This is a genomic window from Myxococcus sp. CA051A, assembly GCF_013336705.1.
In the GTDB taxonomy this organism is placed as follows: domain Bacteria; phylum Myxococcota; class Myxococcia; order Myxococcales; family Myxococcaceae; genus Myxococcus; species Myxococcus llanfairpwllgwyngyllgogerychwyrndrobwllllantysiliogogogochensis.
Genome location: NZ_JABUMS010000001.1, coordinates 560,263 through 580,162 on the forward strand (window position 1 = coordinate 560,263; position 19,900 = coordinate 580,162).

Annotated in this window: 13 protein-coding genes; 10 read left to right on the forward strand and 3 right to left on the reverse strand. The window is 70.3% G+C overall.

Annotation, left to right across the window (positions count from 1 at the left end; genetic code table 11):
• The first annotated feature begins 140 nt into the window (after positions 1 to 140).
• The 3 genes from HUA74_RS02275 (at position 141) to HUA74_RS02285 (ending at position 3,557) form a co-directional block, all read left to right on the forward strand.
• Entirely contained in the window at positions 141 to 818 is a 678-nt protein-coding gene (locus tag HUA74_RS02275) for a hypothetical protein (protein ID WP_174453228.1), read from the forward strand.
• 95 nt (positions 819 to 913) lie between these two features.
• Positions 914 to 1,750 carry a sensor histidine kinase KdpD gene (locus HUA74_RS02280; protein ID WP_174453229.1) on the forward strand — a complete coding sequence of 279 codons (837 nt, stop codon included), beginning with the start codon at positions 914 to 916 and terminating at the stop codon, positions 1,748 to 1,750.
• 103 nt (positions 1,751 to 1,853) lie between these two features.
• Positions 1,854 to 3,557, forward strand: coding sequence for a PAS domain-containing sensor histidine kinase (locus tag HUA74_RS02285; RefSeq protein ID WP_174453230.1), 1,704 nt, complete (start codon positions 1,854 to 1,856; stop codon positions 3,555 to 3,557).
• Here HUA74_RS02285 and HUA74_RS02290 read toward each other — a convergent pair.
• Positions 3,523 to 5,649, reverse strand: coding sequence for an ATP-binding domain-containing protein (locus HUA74_RS02290; RefSeq protein WP_174453659.1), 2,127 nt, complete (start codon positions 5,647 to 5,649; stop codon positions 3,523 to 3,525). The two genes, HUA74_RS02285 and HUA74_RS02290, sit on opposite strands and share 35 nt — an antisense overlap.
• 92 nt (positions 5,650 to 5,741) lie before the next feature.
• On the opposite strand from HUA74_RS02290, the gene HUA74_RS02295 reads away from it, so the two are divergent.
• The 6 genes from HUA74_RS02295 (at position 5,742) to HUA74_RS02320 (ending at position 13,790) form a co-directional block, all read left to right on the forward strand.
• On the forward strand, positions 5,742 to 6,635 hold the full coding sequence (locus HUA74_RS02295; protein WP_174453231.1) for a spermidine synthase: 894 nt from the start codon (positions 5,742 to 5,744) through the stop codon (positions 6,633 to 6,635).
• Between the two features lie 102 nt (positions 6,636 to 6,737).
• Entirely contained in the window at positions 6,738 to 7,355 is a 618-nt protein-coding gene (locus HUA74_RS02300) for a gluconate 2-dehydrogenase subunit 3 family protein (RefSeq protein WP_141646901.1), read from the forward strand.
• Entirely contained in the window at positions 7,352 to 8,902 is a 1,551-nt protein-coding gene (locus HUA74_RS02305; protein ID WP_174453232.1) for a GMC family oxidoreductase, read from the forward strand. Before HUA74_RS02300 ends, HUA74_RS02305 begins: the two co-directional genes overlap by 4 nt.
• A gap of 116 nt (positions 8,903 to 9,018) precedes the next feature.
• Positions 9,019 to 11,772: a pitrilysin family protein gene (locus tag HUA74_RS02310; RefSeq protein ID WP_174453233.1), complete on the forward strand. Its 2,754-nt coding sequence runs from the start codon at positions 9,019 to 9,021 to the stop codon at positions 11,770 to 11,772.
• Positions 11,773 to 11,895: 123 nt separating this feature from the next.
• Positions 11,896 to 12,786, forward strand: coding sequence for a neutral zinc metallopeptidase (locus tag HUA74_RS02315; RefSeq protein ID WP_174453234.1), 891 nt, complete (start codon positions 11,896 to 11,898; stop codon positions 12,784 to 12,786).
• An 89-nt stretch (positions 12,787 to 12,875) separates the two neighbouring features.
• On the forward strand, positions 12,876 to 13,790 hold the full coding sequence (locus HUA74_RS02320) for a hypothetical protein (RefSeq protein WP_174453235.1): 915 nt from the start codon (positions 12,876 to 12,878) through the stop codon (positions 13,788 to 13,790).
• A gap of 371 nt (positions 13,791 to 14,161) precedes the next feature.
• Here HUA74_RS02320 and HUA74_RS02325 read toward each other — a convergent pair whose 3' ends face one another.
• Together HUA74_RS02325 and HUA74_RS02330 are read right to left on the reverse strand one after the other, a co-directional pair.
• Complete coding sequence (locus HUA74_RS02325) at positions 14,162 to 17,728, reverse strand: hypothetical protein (RefSeq protein ID WP_174453236.1); 3,567 nt, start codon at positions 17,726 to 17,728, stop codon at positions 14,162 to 14,164.
• A gap of 58 nt (positions 17,729 to 17,786) precedes the next feature.
• Positions 17,787 to 18,170, reverse strand: coding sequence for a hypothetical protein (locus tag HUA74_RS02330; RefSeq protein WP_141646907.1), 384 nt, complete (start codon positions 18,168 to 18,170; stop codon positions 17,787 to 17,789).
• Positions 18,171 to 18,546: 376 nt separating this feature from the next.
• Between HUA74_RS02330 and HUA74_RS02335 the strand changes: the two genes are divergently transcribed.
• On the forward strand, positions 18,547 to 19,900 hold a 1,354-nt coding region (locus tag HUA74_RS02335; RefSeq protein ID WP_174453237.1), incomplete at its 3' end, for a hypothetical protein.

Sequence of the window (19,900 nt, forward strand, 5' to 3'; positions counted from 1 at the left end):
CGGTTCTATAGCCCACGTTGACCCGAGAGTCAGTCCTGAATGTGTTGTTTCATGTTTCGAGCATCACGGTGGATTGTGATGCATTGCGGCATGACAAGGGTTGGTTGCCATGTGCGCGAGGCACGCGGTATTCGGACGTCATGTCCGATAATGCTGGGTCGAAGCGGCTGGGCTGGCTGGCGGGGCTCGGGGGCGTGGCGCTGGTGGCCGCGCTCGTGTTCGCCCTGAGCGGAGAGGCGCCGCCCCCGGTGCCCGAGCCAGAGACGGCCACCGCGCCAACCCCGCCCCCCGCCGCGCCCTCGCGGCCCGCCCCGCCCACCCCTCCGCAAGGAATGACAAGCAGCGTCATTCCGGAGACGCTCCGGGCGCCGGAGCCCGAGCCTGAAGGGGACGGCGAGCCCCAGGCCTATCCATTGGATTTGGAGGCGCTGCGCGCGAAGCTGCCGGACAACCTGTACTGGGAGCTGGGCGCGCCGACGAAGGACCCGGAGCTCTTGCGCAAGCGCGAGGAGGAGACGCGCAAGTGGAATGAAGTCTTTGGCCGGGTGCAGTCGGGTGACGCCACCGAGTCTGAGATTCACCAGTACTACGACCGACGACGCAAGGTGTCAGAGGACATGTTGCGGTTCGCGACCACGGTGCTGGAGGAGCAGGGCGACAAGCTGCCCGAGCGTGACAAGGGTTTGTACGAGCTGAGCATCAACATGCACCGCACGCGGCTGTCGGAGTACCCCCGACAGGAAGAGGAGTCGCTCGCGCACCGCCGCTCGCAGGAGCAGCGCCGCGAGCAGTGGCGTCAGGGACAGCCGCAGCCCTGAGCGCGCCCGCTCGTGTCGGATAGTGAAAGCTTGCGGGGGCGCACGGCCGGACGCCGGATTGGAGCGCCCCGCATGCTCCGCTAGAGACGCGGGGCATGGTGGTGGAGACGCGTCGGACGGGTTTGCCCGGAGAGGGCGAACGCGAGGAGGGCTCTTCCGAGGAGGAGTCGCGCCAGCCCACGGGGGAGCTCGAGCAGCGGGTGCTGGAGCGGACGGCCGCCCTGGAGGCGGCGCTGCGGGTGCGCGACGAGTTCCTGTCCGTGGCCTCCCACGAATTGCGCACGCCCCTGACGTCGCTGCGGCTCTACGTGGATGGGCTGGTGCGCTCCGCGCAGCTCGGCGCGCTCGGGCCTGAGGATGTGCCTCGGCGTCTGGCGCGGGTCCAGGACCAGTGCGGGCGGCTCGACAGGCTCATCGCCACGCTCCTGGACGTGTCGCTGTTGTCCACGCAGCGGCCCGTGCTGGATTTGGAGGAGGTGGACCTGGGGCAGTTGGTGCGCCACACCGTGGAGCGGATGGAGGAGGACGTGCGGCGGGCCGGCTGTGATTTGTGCCTGCGCGCCCCGCCCGGCATCGTCGGCGCGTGGGACCGCACGCGCGTCGAGCAGGTCTTCACCAACCTGCTCACCAATGCCTTGCGGCACGCCGCGGGGACGGCCATCGAGGTGGCGCTGCGCGCGGAGCCACACTTCGTGCTCCTCTGGGTGAGGGATGAGGGGCCGGGCATCTCCCCGGAGGACCAGGCGCGGCTGTTCCAGCGCTTCTCGCGTCTGGACCCGACGCGGCCGGGCTTCGGGCTGGGGCTGTGGATTTCCCGCCAGCTCGTGGAGCTCCATGGGGGCAGCCTGTCCGTGGAGAGCGCCCCAGGTCAGGGCGCCCGCTTCACCGTGAGACTGCCGCTGCCGGCACCCTTGCCGCCGCCGGGCCCTTGAGGGCCTGTCTGGCCCCAGGGCGCCGAGTGTTGTCTGACGAGCAGAGGTGTGGGAGGTAGCGGTGGGCTGACACGAGGGAAGTGCTAAGCGGGAGCTGGGGGCCTTGACCCGCATCCGCACCGAGCGCGTGGACCATCACTTGACCGGACAAGGGTTTGCCAACGCCGCCGCGTCCCCCGTGGACGTGGAGGGACTCGACACCGTTCTGTGGGACCAGTTCCCGGAGAGTGTCGCCGTCTGCGCGCCGGACGGTTCGTGCCTCTACGCGAACCCGTCGATGGAGCGTGCCTTCGGAGGCCCCCGGGCGGAGCTGCTCGGCCGCTCGTTGTGGGAGCTGTATCCGCAGGTCGTGCGAGAGCAGCTCCAGGCGCGGTTCCAGCGCGTGGCGGCGGCGGGCGAGCCGGAAGCCTTCGAGTGGCACTTCGCGTCCGAGGACCGCTGGTTCGTGTTGCGCCTGTTCCGGGGCCATGGCCGCGTCTACGTCTTCTCGCGAGAGAACACGGCGGAGAAGAAGCAGGAGGCCATCCTCCGGGGCCTCTACGACGAGACGCGGCGCGCGCAGCGGCATGCGGCCTTCCTGGCGCAGGCCAGCGAGGTGATGACCTCGTCCCTGGAGCACGACGAAATCCTCCAGCGGCTCACCTCGCTCGCCGTGCCTCCCCTGGCGGATGGGTGCAGCGTGGACGTCCCCCTGCCCGACGGGAGCGTGCGGCGGGTCGCCATGGCGCACGTGCGGCCGGAGCTGGTGGCGCGCACGCGTGCGTACCATGAGCGCTACCCCATCCGGATGGATGATGCCCACGGGGTGGGCAAGGTGCTGCGCACGGGGGCCACGGAGTTCGTGGCGGAGCTGCGGCCGGAAGCGCTCGCGCAGGGCATCGCCGACGAGGCCCGGCGCCGCGCGACGCAGGAGCTGGGCCTGACGGCGTACATCATCGTGCCCTTGATGAGTCGGGGGCAGGTGCTCGGGGCGCTCTCGCTCGTCAACACCGAGGGCGGCCGGCGCTACACGCAGGCGGACGTGCGGCTCGCGGAGGACCTGGCGCGGCGCGCGGCCACGTCGCTGGACAACGGGCGGCTCTACACGGAGGCGCAGGAGGCGGTGCGCGCCCGGGACTCCTTCCTCTCCGTCGCCTCGCATGAGCTGAACACGCCGCTCACCTCGCTGACCCTCAACGTCCAGGCGCTGCGCCGCCAGCTGGAATCTCCCAGGGCGAGCCCCGGGGACGTGGCGTCCGAGTCCGTCTCCAACAAGGTGATGGCCGTGCAACGGCAGCTCTCCCGACTGTCCAGTCTGGTGCGCGAGCTCCTGGACGTGTCGCGCATCACCGCGGGCAAGCTGCGGCTGGAGCGGGAGGAGCTGGACCTGGCCGCGCTCACGCGGGAGCTGGTGCCGCGCTACGCGGAGGAGCTGTCGCGAGCGGGGTGCTCGTTGCGGCTGGAGGCGCCGGGGCCCGCGACGGGCAGTTGGGACCGGCTGCGTGTCGAGCAGGTGCTCCAGAACCTGCTGTCCAACGCCATCAAGTATGGCCGGGGCCACCCCATCGAGGTGAGCGTGGGCGCGGACGCGGAGCGGGCCTGGCTGTCCGTGCGGGACGAGGGCGTGGGCATCGCCCTGGAGGCGCAGCCGCGTCTGTTCCATCGCTTCGAGCGGCTGGCCAGCGAGCGGCACTACGGCGGCCTGGGGCTGGGCCTGTGGATTGTCCGGCAGATTGTCGACGCCATGGGCGGGCGCATCCTCGTGCGCAGCGCGCCCGGTCAGGGTTCCACCTTCACAGTGGAGTTGCCGCGCCAGCCGCCGGAATGAGGTGCGAGCGCGCGCCCGAGGACACCACCCAGAGCTGATGGGAGGTGCGGGTGATGGCCACGTGCAGGCGGCGGCGGGACTCGTCATCCACGGGCCAGGCGCGCGCGGTGACGTCCGGGAGGATGACGTAGTCGAACTCCAGGCCCTTCACGCTGCCCACGTCCGTCACGTCCACGCCGGGCTCGAAGGAGAACTCACCGTCCTTCACCCGACGCGCCCACGCCTGGTCCGCGACGACGCGATAGACGGCGTCGGCCGACTCGGGGCTGCTGGCGATGACGCCCACGGAGGCGTGGGGCTCGCGTGAGACGAGGTCCCTCAGGGCCTCGCCGACGAAGAGCTGGGCCTGGGCCTCGACGGGGAAGTGGTGGAAGCCCACCGGCGCGCCCGCGCGGGGAGGCTGCGCGGTCGACTCCGCTGGAGCCTGGGTGCCGAGCACCTGTCGCGCCAGCTCGACGACGGACGCCGGACAGCGGTAGGAGACCTGCAGCCGGCAGGTGGACGCGTCGCGGATGCCCAGTTCGTCGAGCGCCTCGGGCCAGCCCGCGAAGCCCGCCTCGGTCTGCTGCATCTCATCGCCCGCGAGCGTGCAACTGCGGCCCTTGCCCAGCAGCTTGCGCACGACGAACAGCTCGAAGAGGGAGAAGTCCTCCGCCTCGTCCAGGACCATGTGGGCCAGTCGCTCCAGGCCGAGCGGACCCTGCTGGGCCTTGAGGAACATGAGGATGGGCAGGTCCTCCAGGTCCACCGTGCCGGCCAGGGCGTAGGGCGTGTCGTCCTCGAGCGCCTTGCCGTCCACGGTGATGAGTCGCTCCGGGTCGGTGATGTCCTTGAGCTCCTTCTCCAGCGGCGTGGAGCGCTGCAGGCGCGTGTGCTCCAGCACCTCGTCGATGACGGTGCGCGGCAGTTCGCCCTTCGCCTTGTTCACCACGTCTTCGACGAAGTGCCGGTCCAGGTACGCGTCCGCCAGGCGCCGGTGCAGCCGCTCCAGCGTGGTGCCCGCCTGTGTCTTGGGCGCGCCGATGCGGCCGAGCAGCAGGCGCCGCAGCGCGGGGTGGCGCTTGAAGCGCGACACGAGCGGCGGCGTCTCCGGGCTCAGCTTGATGCCTGGCAGATTGAACGCGGAGCGCGCCGTGGCCAGGAGCCAGTGGTCCAGCGTATCCACCGAGACGCGGCCCAGGCCCAGGGGCGCCAGCAGTCGGCGCGACAGTCGGGCGAGGCCCTCCTCGGGGACGATGAGCTTCATCCGCGCCTGCGGGTACTTCGCCGGGTCGTCGAAGGCAATCTTCGCCAGCCGGTGCAGGGCCACCGTCGTCTTCCCGCTGCCCGCGCTGCCCAGCACCAGCAGCGGGTGTGAGGCGTCCACGCTGACGGCCTCGTACTGCTCGGCGTCCAGGAGGGCGGTGACTCCGAAGGCATCCTCCGCGCGCCGTGCGCCCTTGCCCGTCCCCAGGGCTCCGGGCCGGGCGGCCGACCCCGCGCCACCCGCTCGCAGCGCGGTGACGTCTCGGCCCACGCCATGCCACGTGCCGTCCTGCGCGCGCTCCAGCACGAGGGCGCCGGAGATGATGCGCGTCAGCACTCCTCGCTCGATGACGACGAGGCGGCGCACCTCGACGGTGCCCTCGGCCAGCCGCTCGCCGAACTGTTCCTCGTACGCGTCGCCCTCCTCGTACGAATAGAAGACGCGGGCGATGGGTGCGAAGCGCCAGTCGATGACGCGCACGCCGGCGCTCACATCCGCGAAGGTGGTGCGCCCGAGCAGATAGTCGCGCGGACCGGCGTCGCCAGCCAGGCGCAGGTGCGCGAAGTAGGGGGCCTGGGCGTCCGGAAGCTGCGCGCTCTCCTGCCGGTCCAGCAGGGCCCGCGTCTGGTCCATCTGGAAGAAGAGGTGGGGAAGGTCGGCCTCGGCCGCGCTCGCCGCCTCGTCGCGGAGCGCCTGGAGCTGCGCGACGAGCCCCCGGTCCTCCTGCGCCCGTCCGGCCTTGCGACGCGCGGCCTCCAGCGTCGCCTGGACGCGCGTCAGCAGCGCCTCCTCCTCGGCGATGATGGCCCGGACGTCTTCGGAGAGGTGTCCCTGCGCATGCGTCATGGGCGCCAAGGTGAACCGCGCGAAGGGGCACGTCAACCCGTTGGTTTTCCTGGCGGAAGTGCTACTTTGAATGGCGGTCGGAAGGAGTGGGCATGCGGCGCTTCAACCCTCGCCTGGCGCTGCTGGTGCTGGCCTTCCTGTCGTGCGCGTCCGCCAGTCCGCGCACCGTCCTCCACCAGAAACAGTCGCCCTATACGCTCGTCGCGGTGACGCAGGACGCGGAGGGCCGGCGCTACCTCCAGTTCGACGAGTCGGGCGCGCTCCAGAGCGTTGTGTGGCCGGGGCAGCCGTTGAAGCTGGAGCTGGGCTACACGCGCATGGCCATGGTGGGGCTGGCCTTCGTCCCCCGTCCCCAGCGCATCCTCGTTGTCGGGCTGGGCGGAGGCGCCATGCCCATGTTCCTGCGCGCGGTGCTGCCCGAGGCGCACATCGACGTGGTGGACATCGACCCGGATGTGGTGGACGTGGCGCGGCGCTACTTCGGCTTCACCGAGGACGCGCGACTGAAGGCGCATGTGGCGGACGGCCGGGCCTTCATCGAGGCGAAGCGCCCCGCGTATGACCTCGTCTTCCTGGACGCGTACGGCCCCGACAGCATCCCCGAGCACCTGGGCACGGTGGAGTTTCTCGCCGTGGTGCGCGCGCGGCTGACGGCGCGTGGGGTGGTGGTGGGCAACGTCTGGGAGGACCCGCCCAATCCGCTTTTCTCCTCCATGCTGCGCACGTGGCAGGCGGGCTTCCGCCAGCTCTACACCTTCGAGGTGGAGGACCACGCCAACCGCATCTTCGTGGGTGTGCCGTCCGCCGAAAAGCAGTCACGCGAGGCCCTGGCGTCCCGCGCCCAGAAGCTGGAGCGGGAGCGAGGCGTGCCCTTCGACTTGAGCGCGATGGTGCTGGAAGGCTTCGCCGACGTCACCGGGCGCAAGGAATTGTCAGGACAGGTGTTGAAGGACAAACGCCAGGCGTCCCCGGCTCCGGTCCCCTGACGCGCGGAGGGGAGCCCGTCGATTGCGCTTCGATGAGGCGCGCGGGATAGACTCCTGCCGCCTCACGGCGTGTCGTGTACCCGTTTCGTTTCGGAGGATGCGATGTCCCCGTCTCACGTCGGGCCGCCCGCGCTGTCGCGTCGGGGCCTGCTCAAGCGAGGGGTGTTCGGAGGCGCGCTGCTCGCGTTGGGGGGCAGCGGAGTCCTCATCCTGCGGGAAGGGCTGTCATTGCCCCTGCCTGAGGAAGGGCTGCTCGTCCTCGGGCCGCGCGAGTACGCCACGTTCCAGGCCCTGGCCCGCCGTGCGTTCCAGCCGCGTGAAGGCTGGCCGGACGCGGACACGGTGCGCGTGGCCTTCCTGGCGGACAGGCTGCTCGCGCGGGGAGACCCCTCCATCGCGCGGGAGGTCCGGGACGTGCTGGGAATCTTCGACAACGCGCTGGCGGGGCTGCTCTTCGCGGGCGGCGTCACGCCCTTCTCGCGGCTGGCTCCCGAGGCGCAGGACGCCGTGCTGGAGGACTGGCGGACGTCGAGGCTGGTGTTTCGTCGCGGCGCCTTTCACGCGCTGCGCTCGCTGGCCCATGCCGCTTATTACTCACATCCGGCGGCCATCGCGGCCACGGGTTATGTGGTGCCACAGGGCTTCCATGTCGCGGACGCTCCGGTGTGGCGGGGGCCTGGAGACGGCTCCTTCGCGGGCAGCGGAGGGTCCACGCCATGAGCGGCCGCATCAGGACGGGAGACGAGCTGACCGAGGACCAGACGCTCGCGTGTGATGTCTGCGTGGTGGGCAGCGGCGCGGGCGGCGGGGTGCTCGGGCTGGAGCTGGCGAAGCGCGGGCTGGACGTGGTGATGCTGGAAGAGGGCGGCTACCACACGCGTCGCGACTTCGACCTGAACGAGGCGAAGGCGTACTCGACCTTCTACCAGGAGGCCGGCAACCGGGCGACGGACGACCTGTCCATCGGCATCTTCCAGGGGCGCACCGTGGGCGGGGGCACCGCCATCAACTGGTGCGCCTGCTTCCGCACGCCGCCGGAAATCCTCGAGCGCTGGCGCGACACGCACGGGGTGAAGGGCCTGGATGCCGCCACGCTCGCGCCGCACTGGGACTGGCTGGAAGAGCGGCTGAACATCCGCGAATGGCCCATTGAGCAGTCCAATCGCAACAACCGGATTCTGTGGGAGGGATTGGGCGCGCTGGGCTACAGCCGGGGCACGGTGAAGCGCAACGTCCGCTCGTGCGCGTCGCTGGGCGCGTGTGGCCTGGGCTGCCCCACCAACGCCAAGCAGTCCATGCTGGTGACGCTCATCCCGGAGGCGGTGGAGAAGGGGATGCGGCTGTTCGCCAACGTCAGCGCGCGGCGACTGGAGACCCAGGGCGGGCGCGTGGTGGCCGTCCACGCGGAGGTGCTCAATCCGGGCACGGACCGACCCACCGGCAAGCGGCTCACCGTGAAGGCGAAGGTGACGGCCGTGTGCGGCGGCGCCATCAACTCCCCGGGCTTGTTGCTGCGCAGCGGACTCACCGGCCGGGGCCGCGTGGGCAAGCGCCTCTTCCTGCACCCGGTGGTCGTCTCCAATGCCCACTTCCGGGAGCCCGTGGAGGCGTATACCGGCGCGCCGCTCACCGTGTACTCGCGGCAGTTCATCGACCGGGGGCAGGGCAGGCTGGGGTGGCTCTTGGAGGTGCCTCCGCTGCTCCCCATCCTGAGCTCACTGGCGTTGACCGGCCTGGGCCCGGCGCACCAGGACCAGATGGCGCGGCTGCCGTATGCCAATGCGCTCATCTCCATCTGTCTGGATGGCGTACACCCGGGCGACGAGGGCGGCACGGTGGCCCTGCGCGGCGAGGGGGAATACACGCGCTTCAAGGTGAACTACCCGCTCAACGACTTTCACTGGGAAGCCTTTCGCGAGGCCCTCAAGGTGTCCGCGCGCATCCAGTTCGCCGCCGGTGCCGAGCAGGTGTCGAGTCCACACTCGCGGCCCGTGGTGATGCGCAGCGAGAAGGACCTCGGCTTGCTGGACGACGCGCCCTATGGCCCGCTCCAGCTCTCGGTCCTCAGCGCGCACCAGATGGGCGGTTGCTCCATGGGCGGCAGCCCGGAGACGAGCGTGGTGGACAGCACGCTGCGCTATTGGGACGCGGACAACCTCTTCGTCGTGGATGGCTCCGTCTTCCCCACCGCGCTGGGCGTCAACCCCATGGAGTCCATCCTCGGCATCGCCCACTGGGGAAGTCAGCACGTGGCCGCGGCTGTGTAACAGTTCATGACGGAACGATGATGGTGTTCACGCCATCAGTTGGTCTATGGAGCACTCGTTGTCTCCCAGGCGCGCATGCCTGTCCTTGCGCGCCGTCCCCCACGAGTCCATTTCATATGAGCTCCCAGATTCTGTCTCGGTCTTCTCCGCGTGCTCGGAGGATGATGGCGGCCGTCGTCGTCCTTTCCGCCGTGCTTGGCGCCTGTTCAACGCTGCCGCAGCGTGGACAGGTCGTGATGCGCGACGTGTCCTTCCCTCTGCGGGATTTCCGCATGCCCTCGGGGCTGCGCGTGGTGGTGGAGCAGGACACGCGCGCGCCGGTGGTGGCGGTGGTGGCCCTGGTGGGCACGGGCGGCTCCAGCGACCCGGTGGGCAAGGAAGGACTGGCGCACGTCGTGGAGCACCTGGCGTTCCGCTCGCGTCACGCGGGGAGCCCGTCGGTGTGGACGCGCCTGGAGGACGTGGGCGCCGGCCAGTTCAATGCCTTCACCAGCCTGGACCACACGCTCTACCAGACGCTGGCGCCCAAGGAGTCGCTGGCCGCGCTGCTGAAGATGGAGGGGCAGCGGATGTCCGCTCCGCTCGCCGGTGTCACGCCGGAGGTCTTCGCGGTGGAGCGCGAGGTGGTGCGCAACGAGCTGCGCCAGCGCAACGAGACGGGCTACGTGGGCCAGGTCTTCAGCTGGATGCACGCCGCCGCCTATCCGGCGGAGCACCCGTACTCGCGGCCCATCATCGGCACGCACGAGTCGCTCACGGCGCTCGCCCTGGCGGACGCCCAGCGCTTCGCGCGCAACCACTACCGTCCGGACAACATCACCCTGGTCATCGCCGGGGACGTGGACCTGGCCGCCGTGGAGGCGGTGCTGATGCAGAACCTGCCCCCCGCGTGGGTGGGCACTGGCGCGCCGCTGGCCGTGGGCACGCGCATGCCGCAGGTGACGGAGCCTCCGCTCAAGGCCGCCTCGCCGTCGATTCCGGAGTTCAAGGCGTCCGTCGGCTCGCCCGAGCTGTACCTGTCCTGGGTGTTGCCGCGCTCCTTTGACGAGGCCAGCGCCATCCATGACTTCGTCCGGGTGAACCTGAACCGGAACCTGCAGGGGGCCATGCGCAATGACGGCGACATCGCCGGCATCGGCACGCAGGTGGTGTCTGGCACGCGCTCGTCGCTGCTGGTGGTTCGCGTGGCGCTCACCACGGGAGAGCACCCGCGCAAGTCCGCGGACAAGGTGCTGGACCAGGTCCACGAGACGTGGACGCAGACCATCAATGCCGGAGCGGTGCTCGGCCGCGAGTTCGACTTCCAGTCCATGCGCCGCAACGTCATCACCGGCATGGTGCTGGAGTCCGAGGACCTGATGGCGCGCACCGTCCGCCGCGCGGAGCTGACGCACTTCATGCTCGACGTGCGCGGCTACACCCGCTCGCAGATGGCGCTGATGACCATCGATGGCGGCAAAGTGACGGACTTCGCCTACAAGTGGCTCCAGCGAGACAGGGCTCGCATCATCCTGGTGCGGCCCGGTGAGAGCGCTGGCGTCTCGGTGGCGGCGCCCCCGCCCCTGCCGGTGGAGTACTCCACCCTGACGGCCGAGCAGCGCATCACCCCGTCCATGCTGACGGCCCTGTCCGCGCCCGTGCAGACGCTGAAGCTCGACAACGGCATGGAGGTACTGCTCGCGCCGAGGCCGGGGCTGCCCGTGGTGCGGGTGGGAGCGGTGCTGGGCGGTGGCTCCACGTACGGTGCCCGTGCGGGCGCGGCGGCGCTGGCCGACTACGGCTCCTTCCGCGAGTCGTGGTTCGAGGGCCATGCCAGCCACTGGGGCCTGCACGTGTGGGACTCCATGCGCAGGGACCACCAGCGCATCGAGGTGTCGGGCACCGCCGGCAACGTCGGCAACATGCTGGCGATGCTGTCCGAGCAGCTGTCCACCACGAGGACCTCTCTGGACGCGGTGAAGTACCTGCAGGAGCAGGTGGTGCCGTGGCGCCGCGCGGTGGATGCGCACCCGGAAGTCCGGGCGGAGCGCGAGCTGATGAAGGCCCTCTATGGGGCCCACGCCTACTCGCGGGACGCCACGGGTGAGGAGATGGCGCAGGTGACCTGGGACGAGGTCCAGTCCTGGATTGGGGATGTGTACCGCCCCGCCAACACGGTGGTGGTCATCGCCGGTGAGTTCGACGTGAAGACGGTGGAGCCCCTGGTGCGCGAGTACCTGGGCGGCTGGAAGCACGGGCCGGCCACGGCGGTGAGCGTGCCCGCGGCGCCGTCGCTGCCCGAGCCCTCCGCGAAGGCCCGCACGCTCGTCACGCCCCGCCCGGGCGCGAGCCAGGGCCACCTGCAGCTGGCCTGCCGGTTGCCCACGGCCACCCCCGAGGCGGAGGCGCGCTATTCGCTGATGGCGGAGCTGGTGTCGGCGTATGCGTTCAACGAGCTGCGCTCGCAGCAGGGTGCCTCCTACGGCTTCAGCGCGAGTACGTGGCTGGCCCGCGGCGGCGCCTCCCACCTGGTGGTGGAGGGCGTGGTGGACGCGCAGCGCATGGCGGAGGGAGCGAAGTCCGTGCAGGCCATGCTCTCCAACTTCGCCACGAACGTGGACGAGCGGGAGCTTTCGCGGGCCCGCACGCGGCTGCTCGCGAGGCAGGCGGTGTCGTACATCTCCTCGGAGGCATGGGTGCAGGCGCTGCTGGACGCGCGCGTGCGCGGCTTCCCGCCAGAGTCGCTGGCCCAGCGTCCCGCCCATCTCCAGGCGGTGACGTCCGCCGCGCTGAAGCAGGAGTTTGACGGCTGCGTGAAGCGGCTGGTGGTCGGGGTGGTCGCCGACGAGGGCCAGGCCCGCACCGCGCTCCAGGCGCTGTCGGTGCCTTGATCGCCTGACTGCTCCCTTGCCTGGCGCGCGGTCGGCCAGGCGAGGGGGCCGTGCGGCGCGTCCTTCCGCTCCGGCGCTGACTACCTTGCCCCGACAGAGCATCCGTCCAGGAGGAGGGCAGGCATGCGGTGGCAGGGAGGACGTCGCAGCTCCAATGTGGAAGACCGGCGGGGCAGTGGAATCGGGCGTCCGCTGGCGGTGGGCGGTGGTGCCGCCTCGCTGGTGGTGGCGCTGCTGGTGATGCTGCTGGGAGGAGACCCGTCGGTCATCTTCTCCACCAACTCCGGGGGCGGCCAGGGGACCTCTCGCGACTACGGCACGGGAGGCTCGGGTGTGCCCGAGGACCCGCGTCAGGCGGAGCTCAAGGACTTCGTGTCCGTCATTCTCGCGGACACGGAGGACACGTGGCCGGGCCTGTTGGAGCCGCGAGGCGTGAGCTACGTGGACCCCCGACTGGTGCTCTTCTCCGGTGCGGTGCGGTCCGCATGCGGGCTCCAGGAGAGCGCGGTGGGGCCGTTCTACTGCCCGCCGGACCAGCGCGTGTATCTGGACCTCGACTTCTTCGACGAGCTGGACCGTCGCTTCGGCGCGCCGGGTGACTTCGCCCAGGCCTACGTGGTGGCGCACGAGGTGGGCCACCACGTGCAGAACCTGCTGGGCATCTCCGAGCAGGTGCAGGCCGCGCGGCGAAGGGCCTCTCCCGAGGACGCCAACGCGCTGTCGGTGCTCCAGGAGCTCCAGGCGGACTGCTTCGCCGGCATCTGGGCCCACCATGCGCAGAAGGAGCGCCAGGTGCTGGAGGCGGGGGACGTGGAGGAGGGGCTGGGCGCGGCGACCGCCATTGGCGACGACACGCTCCAGCGTCGTACCCGGGGCTACGTCGTCCCCGAGTCCTTCACCCACGGCTCCTCGGAGCAACGCGTCTCGTGGTTCAAGCGAGGCCTGTCGCAGGGCACCCTGGAGGCGTGTGACACGTTCTCCGAGGCGTCCACGCCGTCGCGCCGTCGTCGCTGACTCACCGGGACGATTGGCGTCCAGACCCCTTCCCGCGCTTGAATGGCCCCCCGTGGAACGGATCCGCGGCCAGCGATGTCGGAGGGGGCGTGCCTTCAATTCAAGCCAGATGGTGCGCGGGACTGCTCCTGGGCCTGCTGTTGGCCGCTCCAGCGGAGGCCCGCTTCGGCAAGCGCTCCAAGCCGAGCGAGTCGACGTCGGACACCCACGAGGCCACCGCCATCGGCAAGGAAGATGATGCCGATGACGACGACAAGGACTCCGAGTCCGACGGTGAGTCCTCCGACTCGGGGAGCGACGACTGTTGCTCGGACTCGCTGGATGACCTGGGCAACGAGGTGGTGGGGAGCGTGGTGGGGTGGATGCTCCAGGGCATGGTCCATGCGATTGCCAACACCGGCACCCACCTGAACCAGCAGGTCGACGCGAGCCTTCCACCGGGCGTGGCCACCACCGAGCTGAGCACGGAGCGTCGGCACGCGGTGCCGGTGTCCTTCCGCATGGGCGCGCAGAACCTGCTCTGGCGGGGCGACGCGAAGGGCGCCGACATGTTCGTGGGGTTGGAGTTTCGCCGCTTCGGCGTGGAGGGACATGTGCTGCGGCTGTCGTTGCCCACCGATGACGGCACGGAGGGGAGGGACAGGCTCACGCTGGTGGAGGGGCACGTGACGCATGCGTTCCTCGTGCGCGAGCACCTGCGGCTGCGCGCGGAGGCCGGCGTGAGCACGGCGTATGCGCCGGATGTGATGCTCGTCGGACCCAGCGTGGGGGTGTCCTTCGAGGCCTGCGTGCTGGGCCCCCTGGACCTGGAAGCGCGCACGCAGCTCACGCCGTGGCCATACCTCCAGCTCGACGGCACGGTGGGGCTGGCCCTGCACCTGGGGAGCCTCATGCTGCGAGGCGGCTGGCGAGGCGTGTACCTGGATGACCAGGGCACGGTCGACGGCGTGGCCCACCAGGACCGGCTCCATGGTCCGTACCTGGGCGCGGGCCTCACCTTCTAGCGACGTCCCTTCACCTTCCACCAGAGCATTCCGAGGAAGCCTTCCGGCGGTGGCTCTGGCGGGAGCAGGGACTCCTCGTCGTCGCTGCGCGGCCTCGGTGGCGGCGAGTCACGGCGCGGCGACGGTGAGGGCAGGGGCTCCGTGCTGTGAAGCCCTCGCGAGGCGCGGTCCAGTGCCTCCGAGAAGGATCGCCTTGTCACGTCTCGTGCCTCGATACGCTCGGGGCCGGAGACGCGCTCCAGGGCGCGGACCCGGAGGACGCCATCAGCGCCTTCGACACGGCGAAGGCCACCGACGCGTCCGATGGGTCCCCGGGGTTTTCGTCCGTGATGCATGCCGGACCTCTCGCGGATGGAGCGGAGTCGTGTGGCTCAGGGCTGGCCTTCGGCGGAGAGGGCCGTCTTGCGCGGGATGAACTCCTCGCGGCGCAGCAGCAGCCTCGCGTCGTTCTTGGGGAGGATGCGCAGCTGGAAGCGCCGCTGGTAGGAGTCCCCGGAGGAGAAGACGCCCTTGTCGCTCACCAGCAGCAGCGCGGTGGGGACGGACAGCTTGGGCGCGCGGTGCCCGTAGAAATGCACCACGACGTGGTAGGGGCCGGGGGCCACCTTGCGCGCGTGGTACAGCTCCGGGCCCAGGCCATCGGTGATGTCCCAGTAGAGCTGGCCACCCAGCCGGGTCTCCTTGTGCTGGTAGAAGCAGCGCTCGCCGTTGGGTTCGATGACCCACAGGTCGATGTCCGTCATGTCCGAGTTCCAGTGGGTGGTGAGCTGGTAGTCGATGGGCGTGGGGGACATGCCGCCGTACCAGACCGTGCTGGCCTCCTGGATTTCGCCAATGCGCGTCTTCAGCACGGACGCGAAGGACTCCGCGCGGGGATGTCGTGCCAGCGCGGAGAGCAGGCGCCCGTAGTGATACGCCGCGACCAGACGCAGCTCCACGGGGTGTCGCCACTGGCCTCCCGCGAGGACGATTTCGTAGTTGCGCGCGGCGTCGGCGTAGCGCCCGGAGGCATCCAGCGCGAGGGCTTCCTCCAGGAAGGCCTGTCCCTCGAAGGGGCGGTTGAGGCGGACGTGCTCGAACAGCTCCGCCGCGGCGGGGAACTGTCCCATGGCCAGCAGGCCGTAGCCGACCAGACGCAGGGCCTCCGCGTCCTTGGGCCTGAGCTCCACGGGCGAGGACAGGGCGCGCAGCGCGCCCCCGGTGTCTCCGGCGAAGGCGCGCTGGCGAGCGATGCCTTCGTACAGCGTCACGTCGTCGCGGTTCTCACGGCGTGCCTTGCGGTAGGCCAGCTCCGCCGTGAGCCGGGGCTCTCCACCCGCGTAGGGCTCGTCCCGCAGGGGCTGACGCTTCATCAGGGGCGCCAGGGCGGAGCGATGCTCCGTCAGGGACCGCACCACGGCGAGCCCGGACTTGGGCACAGCGTCCATGCCGAGGCCCTGGAGCTTGTCCTTGCGCTGGTCCTGCTCGCGCTTGCGCAGCGTCTCCAGCGCATCCAGCTCCACGCTCTCGTTCTGGATGGCGAAGCGCTCGTAGTCCGCCGTGGACTCGAGCACGAGCATGGACGCGCGCGCGTTGGCCAGCCGGTAGTGCTGACTGAGCGCCACCACCATCCGGTCCAGTCGCACGTCGTCCAGGGACACCATCCGGGTGACGAAGAGGTCGGCCCAGGCGCGCGGCGCGAAGGTGCTGTTGTCTTCGGTGGACAGGGGCACGCTGAGCGTCTGCTCCACGTCGCCCGCGCGTGTCGCCACCACCAGCTCCGGGGTGCCCTTCTCCGGCAGCCGTCCGGCCACCAGCAGCTCCTGGCCGGGGAACACGAGGTGGGGCCGTCCGGCGACGACCAGGTCCTTCACGGCGGCGCCCTTCACCTCCACGCGGGTGAGCACCACGGACATGGCGCGGTGGGCCTTCGCCGCGGCATCCACCTGGGCCCCGGAGAGCACCGTCACGCTCCGGCCGCCGCTGGCCCGGGAGAGCGCGTCGAACAGCTCCGTGTTCACCGCCGACTCGCCGAAGCGGTACGTCACCCAGCGCAGGGCCTCCGTGCTGCCGTGGCGGGAGATGAGTGACTCGATGGTGCTCTGGCCCCAGGTGACGTTGCCGTCCGACAGGAGGAAGGCCGTCACGCGCTCACCGGGCTTCGCCGGCTTGAGCCACTCACCGGCGGCCCGGTCCAGCTCCGTCAGCATGCCATCCACGTGGGAGGCGCCTTCCAGGTAGACACGCTCCAGCTCGGAGAACGTCTCCTGGCGCCGGGCGGAGTCATTGGTCCGCCAGCCCGTTCCGTGCAGCCACCGGGGCCGCACGTCGAAGAGGAGGACGGCGTACTCCTTCAGCGTGGAGTCCTTCTCCAGGAGCGCGCGCAGGGTGGCGGCCTGGAGCGCCCAGGCGTTGCCGTCCTCCGTGGCCAGCGAGGTGTCCACCACGAGCACGGCGCGACCGGTGGGCGGCCCCTCCGCTTCCGACGTCAGGCGCGCGGGCAGGCGCACGCGGGCATGGAACGCGTGACCCGGAAGGCCCGCGTCGTCCCGGCCCACCAGGACATCCGCTTCGGCGTTCTTCGGCGTGAGGGCCACCGACAGCGCACCGTCGCCCGTGAGCTTGGGCAAATCGTAGGTACGCCACGCGCCCAGCTCCCGGGGCTTCTCCTTCGTGTCGGGTGCCACCAGCACATCTTGCGTGTGACGCGGGTCCACGTGAACGCGCGCGGACACCTGGAGGTCCTTGCCCGTGCCGACGGGCAGGGGCCACGTGTAGCGCAGGCGCTGGCCGTCATGGAGCAGCGTCTGCTCATAGGCGATGACCACGCGCTTCAGGGAGCGGGGCGGCAGCGGGAAGACGCGCGCGCTGAAGGTGGAAGCCCCGGCCCACTCCAGCAGCGCCGGGTCGACGTTGTTGCGGACGATATCCTCGTAGACCTCGCGCGCGCGCTTCTGCTCGACGACGCGGGCCTCCTGGGGGGCGCCCCATGAGCGCTTCGCACCCGGGGGGCTGGGGGGCGCGGCGGCGGTCAGTTGCTCCACGTTCGAGGTGCCGTCGCCCAGGGGCGGCAGCAGGTCCGACGACTGGAAGAGGGACGGGGCATTCACCGCCACGGAGCCCGAGTAGAGCGCGAAGCCCGCCACGGACGCGCCTCCGGGCAGCGGGTAGTAGAAGGTGCCTTCCAGGTTGTGGTTCGTGTCGTTCTCGAAGAGGTGGTCCACCACCGTGCGCGCGCGGGCGCCCTGGATGTACGTCACCACTCGAATCGCACGCGTCTTCAGCGGCTGATAGCGACCGGACTCGTCGCGCACCAGCACCTTGGCGGCGCGAGGCGCGGTGTCCACCTTGGGCAGCACGGGGGTCGGCAGGTTCGCGGCGGGCTCCGGGCCATCCTTCATCCGCTTCGCTGGCGAGCCCGGAGCTCCTCCTCCCGCTCTATCCGGACCGCCCTTGATGATCTGGATGACCTCCCTCCGGCGCATGTCCATTTCGCCCGCCGACGAGGCGGCCCTGGCGGCTTCTTCCATGGCGGCATCAGCCGGTCGAGGGGGCGAGGCGGAGGGCGCGGGCGGTGGAGGTGGAGGCGGTATGTCCCCGTGGGGCGCTACCCGCTCCGCCTCGACCGCCGGGAGGCCTTCCACCGGCTCCAGCTCCCCCGTGGGACTCGGGGCACCCTGAGCAGACGCCTGGGCATTCTGGAGCAACTGCTCCAGGTCCTGCTCACTGAGGGTCCGCGGGTCCGCAACGGCATCGCGAAGCTCCGCGACGTCCACCTCTCCGAGGTCGGGAACGCCGGCGACGGTGACAGGCGCCGCGAGGCCCGCCTTGAGGAAGCTCTCGGGGGCGACCGGTGGCTTCGGCGCGGCGGCCACGGGCGGTGCCGTCGAGCCCCGGTCACATCCGGCGATGGCAAGGGACAGCAACAGCACGGCGGTAGAGAGGCGCGTGAGGTGCATTCCGGGGGACGTTAGCCCAAGACGAAGCGCTCCGTGCATGCCCCCAGGGAGGAGGCCCTCAGTCCAGATAACCCCAGCGGTCTTCCTCGAAGACATAGAAGGGACGTCCGAAGGGAATCCGGTCCGTCCAGCCGAGCACGTGTCGCCCGTTGCTCACGTCGTACGTGAAGCCGAAATGGGGCCCGCCGTGTTTCGCCGGGGGCAGCTCGGGGAGGAACTCGGGAACGAGCTCCGCGAGGGTCTGGGGCAGCTGGCCATGTCGCGCCTGGAAGGCCCGGCAGGCCGTGATGAGGCGTTCGGCGTTGCGCTGGGCTCGCTCGCTCCCCGCGCGGTCGGGTCGCAGGACGACGAATACGGTCACCGCCAGGGCCGCCGCGTTCTGGACGAGCCGGCTGGCGCTGTCGCGGAACTGGCGAAGGGTCCTGCCGAGATACCTGGCCATGCATCCTCCCGATGGCCTCGCATCATCGCTCAGGTCCGCGCCGACCTGGGCCGACACTGCCTATCTTTCAAGGAGAGACAGGAGGCCGTGATGCCAGACATCGACGAGCGACAGCGAGGAAGCGAGCCCTTGGGGGATTGGAGGGACCGTGAGTCAGGCTATGAGGACGAGGTGCCCGGCCATACACCCGGCGTGGCCGAGGGAGACGACGACGCGGCACCCCATCGCGCACACCCTTTTCCAGACCCGGACAAGACACCCGGCTGCGCGGAAGGTTGACCACTCGGTGGTCCCCGACGGCGCATGAGTCGCTTGGATTTGCCGTGCCAGCCTGACAATCTCCGCGCGAATTCATTCGCGACGAGGGCGCGCTGACATGGGGACGGAAGTTCAGCCAGTGCAGGAAGCGGAAAAGGTGGCGCCCGCTTCGGGAGGTCCCTCCCCCCAGGTCGACGGAGCCGCCGCCGAAAAGGTGGCCGTCGGGACGCGCCTGCTCGCGGTGCTGGGAGGGTGGCACGTCCGGCTGGGCCTGACGTTCCTCTGGTTCGCGCTGCTGTTCGCGGCCTTCCAGCCCGGACTGCTGTCCAGCGACTCACTCGACATGCTGTACCAGGGGCGAACGGGGAATTATTCGGACTGGCATTCGCCCTTCTTCGCCTTCGTCCTGGGCAAGACCTTCCTGCTAGCCGGCTCGACGTGGCCGGTGCTCGCCTTCCAGTTGGTGGGACTGGCGCTGGGCCCGCTCCTGTTGCTCGGGGGCCTGACCGGGCGACGAGGGCTGGCCGCGCTCGTGTTGCTGGTCGTCTACTGGTTCATTCCCAGCAACTGGGCGGTGGGAGTGACGCTCTGGAAGGACACGTTCAACGGGGTGGCCCTGCTGTGGGCGGTGGTGTTTCTCGCCTGGAGGCGACCCGGCTGGGCCTTCGCCTTCATGGTCGCGGCGACGTTGACGCGCCACAACGCCATCACCGCCAGCATGCTGCTAGTGCCCATGGTGGTGGCGCGCGTGCCCATGCTGATGAAGGGCAGGGTGAGGCCGGTGCTCGCCAGCGTGGGGCTCCTCGCGGTGCTGGCCTCGGCGCCAGGCATCCTCAATCGCGCCGTGGACGCGAAGAAGGACTGGATTGGGGGCGCGCTGTTGGTGTTCGACGTGGTGGGCGTCTACGCGCATGAGCCCGCGGCGATGGAGGGCTCGCCGCTCGTGGCGCTGTGGAAATGGGATGCGACGCGGATTGCCCATATCTACCATCGGCGCTCGTTGGCCCCGATTCTGTGGGGAGACCCTGAGCGGGGCGCCATCTCCGTGGGGGCGTTCCGCGCGGCGAAGGAGCCCCTGACGCGGGAGTGGCTGCGGGTCGTGCGTGCCTACCCGGGTGCCTATCTGCGGCATCGCTGGGCGGCCTATGTCGCGAACCTCGGTATGGAGGACTTCGCCGGGAACTACTACCGGGAGGAGGGGGGCTTCTTCCAGAGCATCGACAAGAACGACCTGGGCCTGACGCTGCGCAAGCACACCCTGCTTCATCGGGGCTGGGCGGCCATGCGGGCTGCCTGTCCCGATATCTTCATCCGCGGCGGGTCCTGGCTGGTGCTGACGGTGGCGCTGGCCGTCGTGGGCTGGCGGCGGCGCGCGCGAGACGGCGGGTTGATGTTCTGCGTGGCCGCGTCCGGTGTCACCTACGCGCTGGCGTATTTCCCCGTCAGCGTGAGCGCCGAGTTCCGGTTCTACT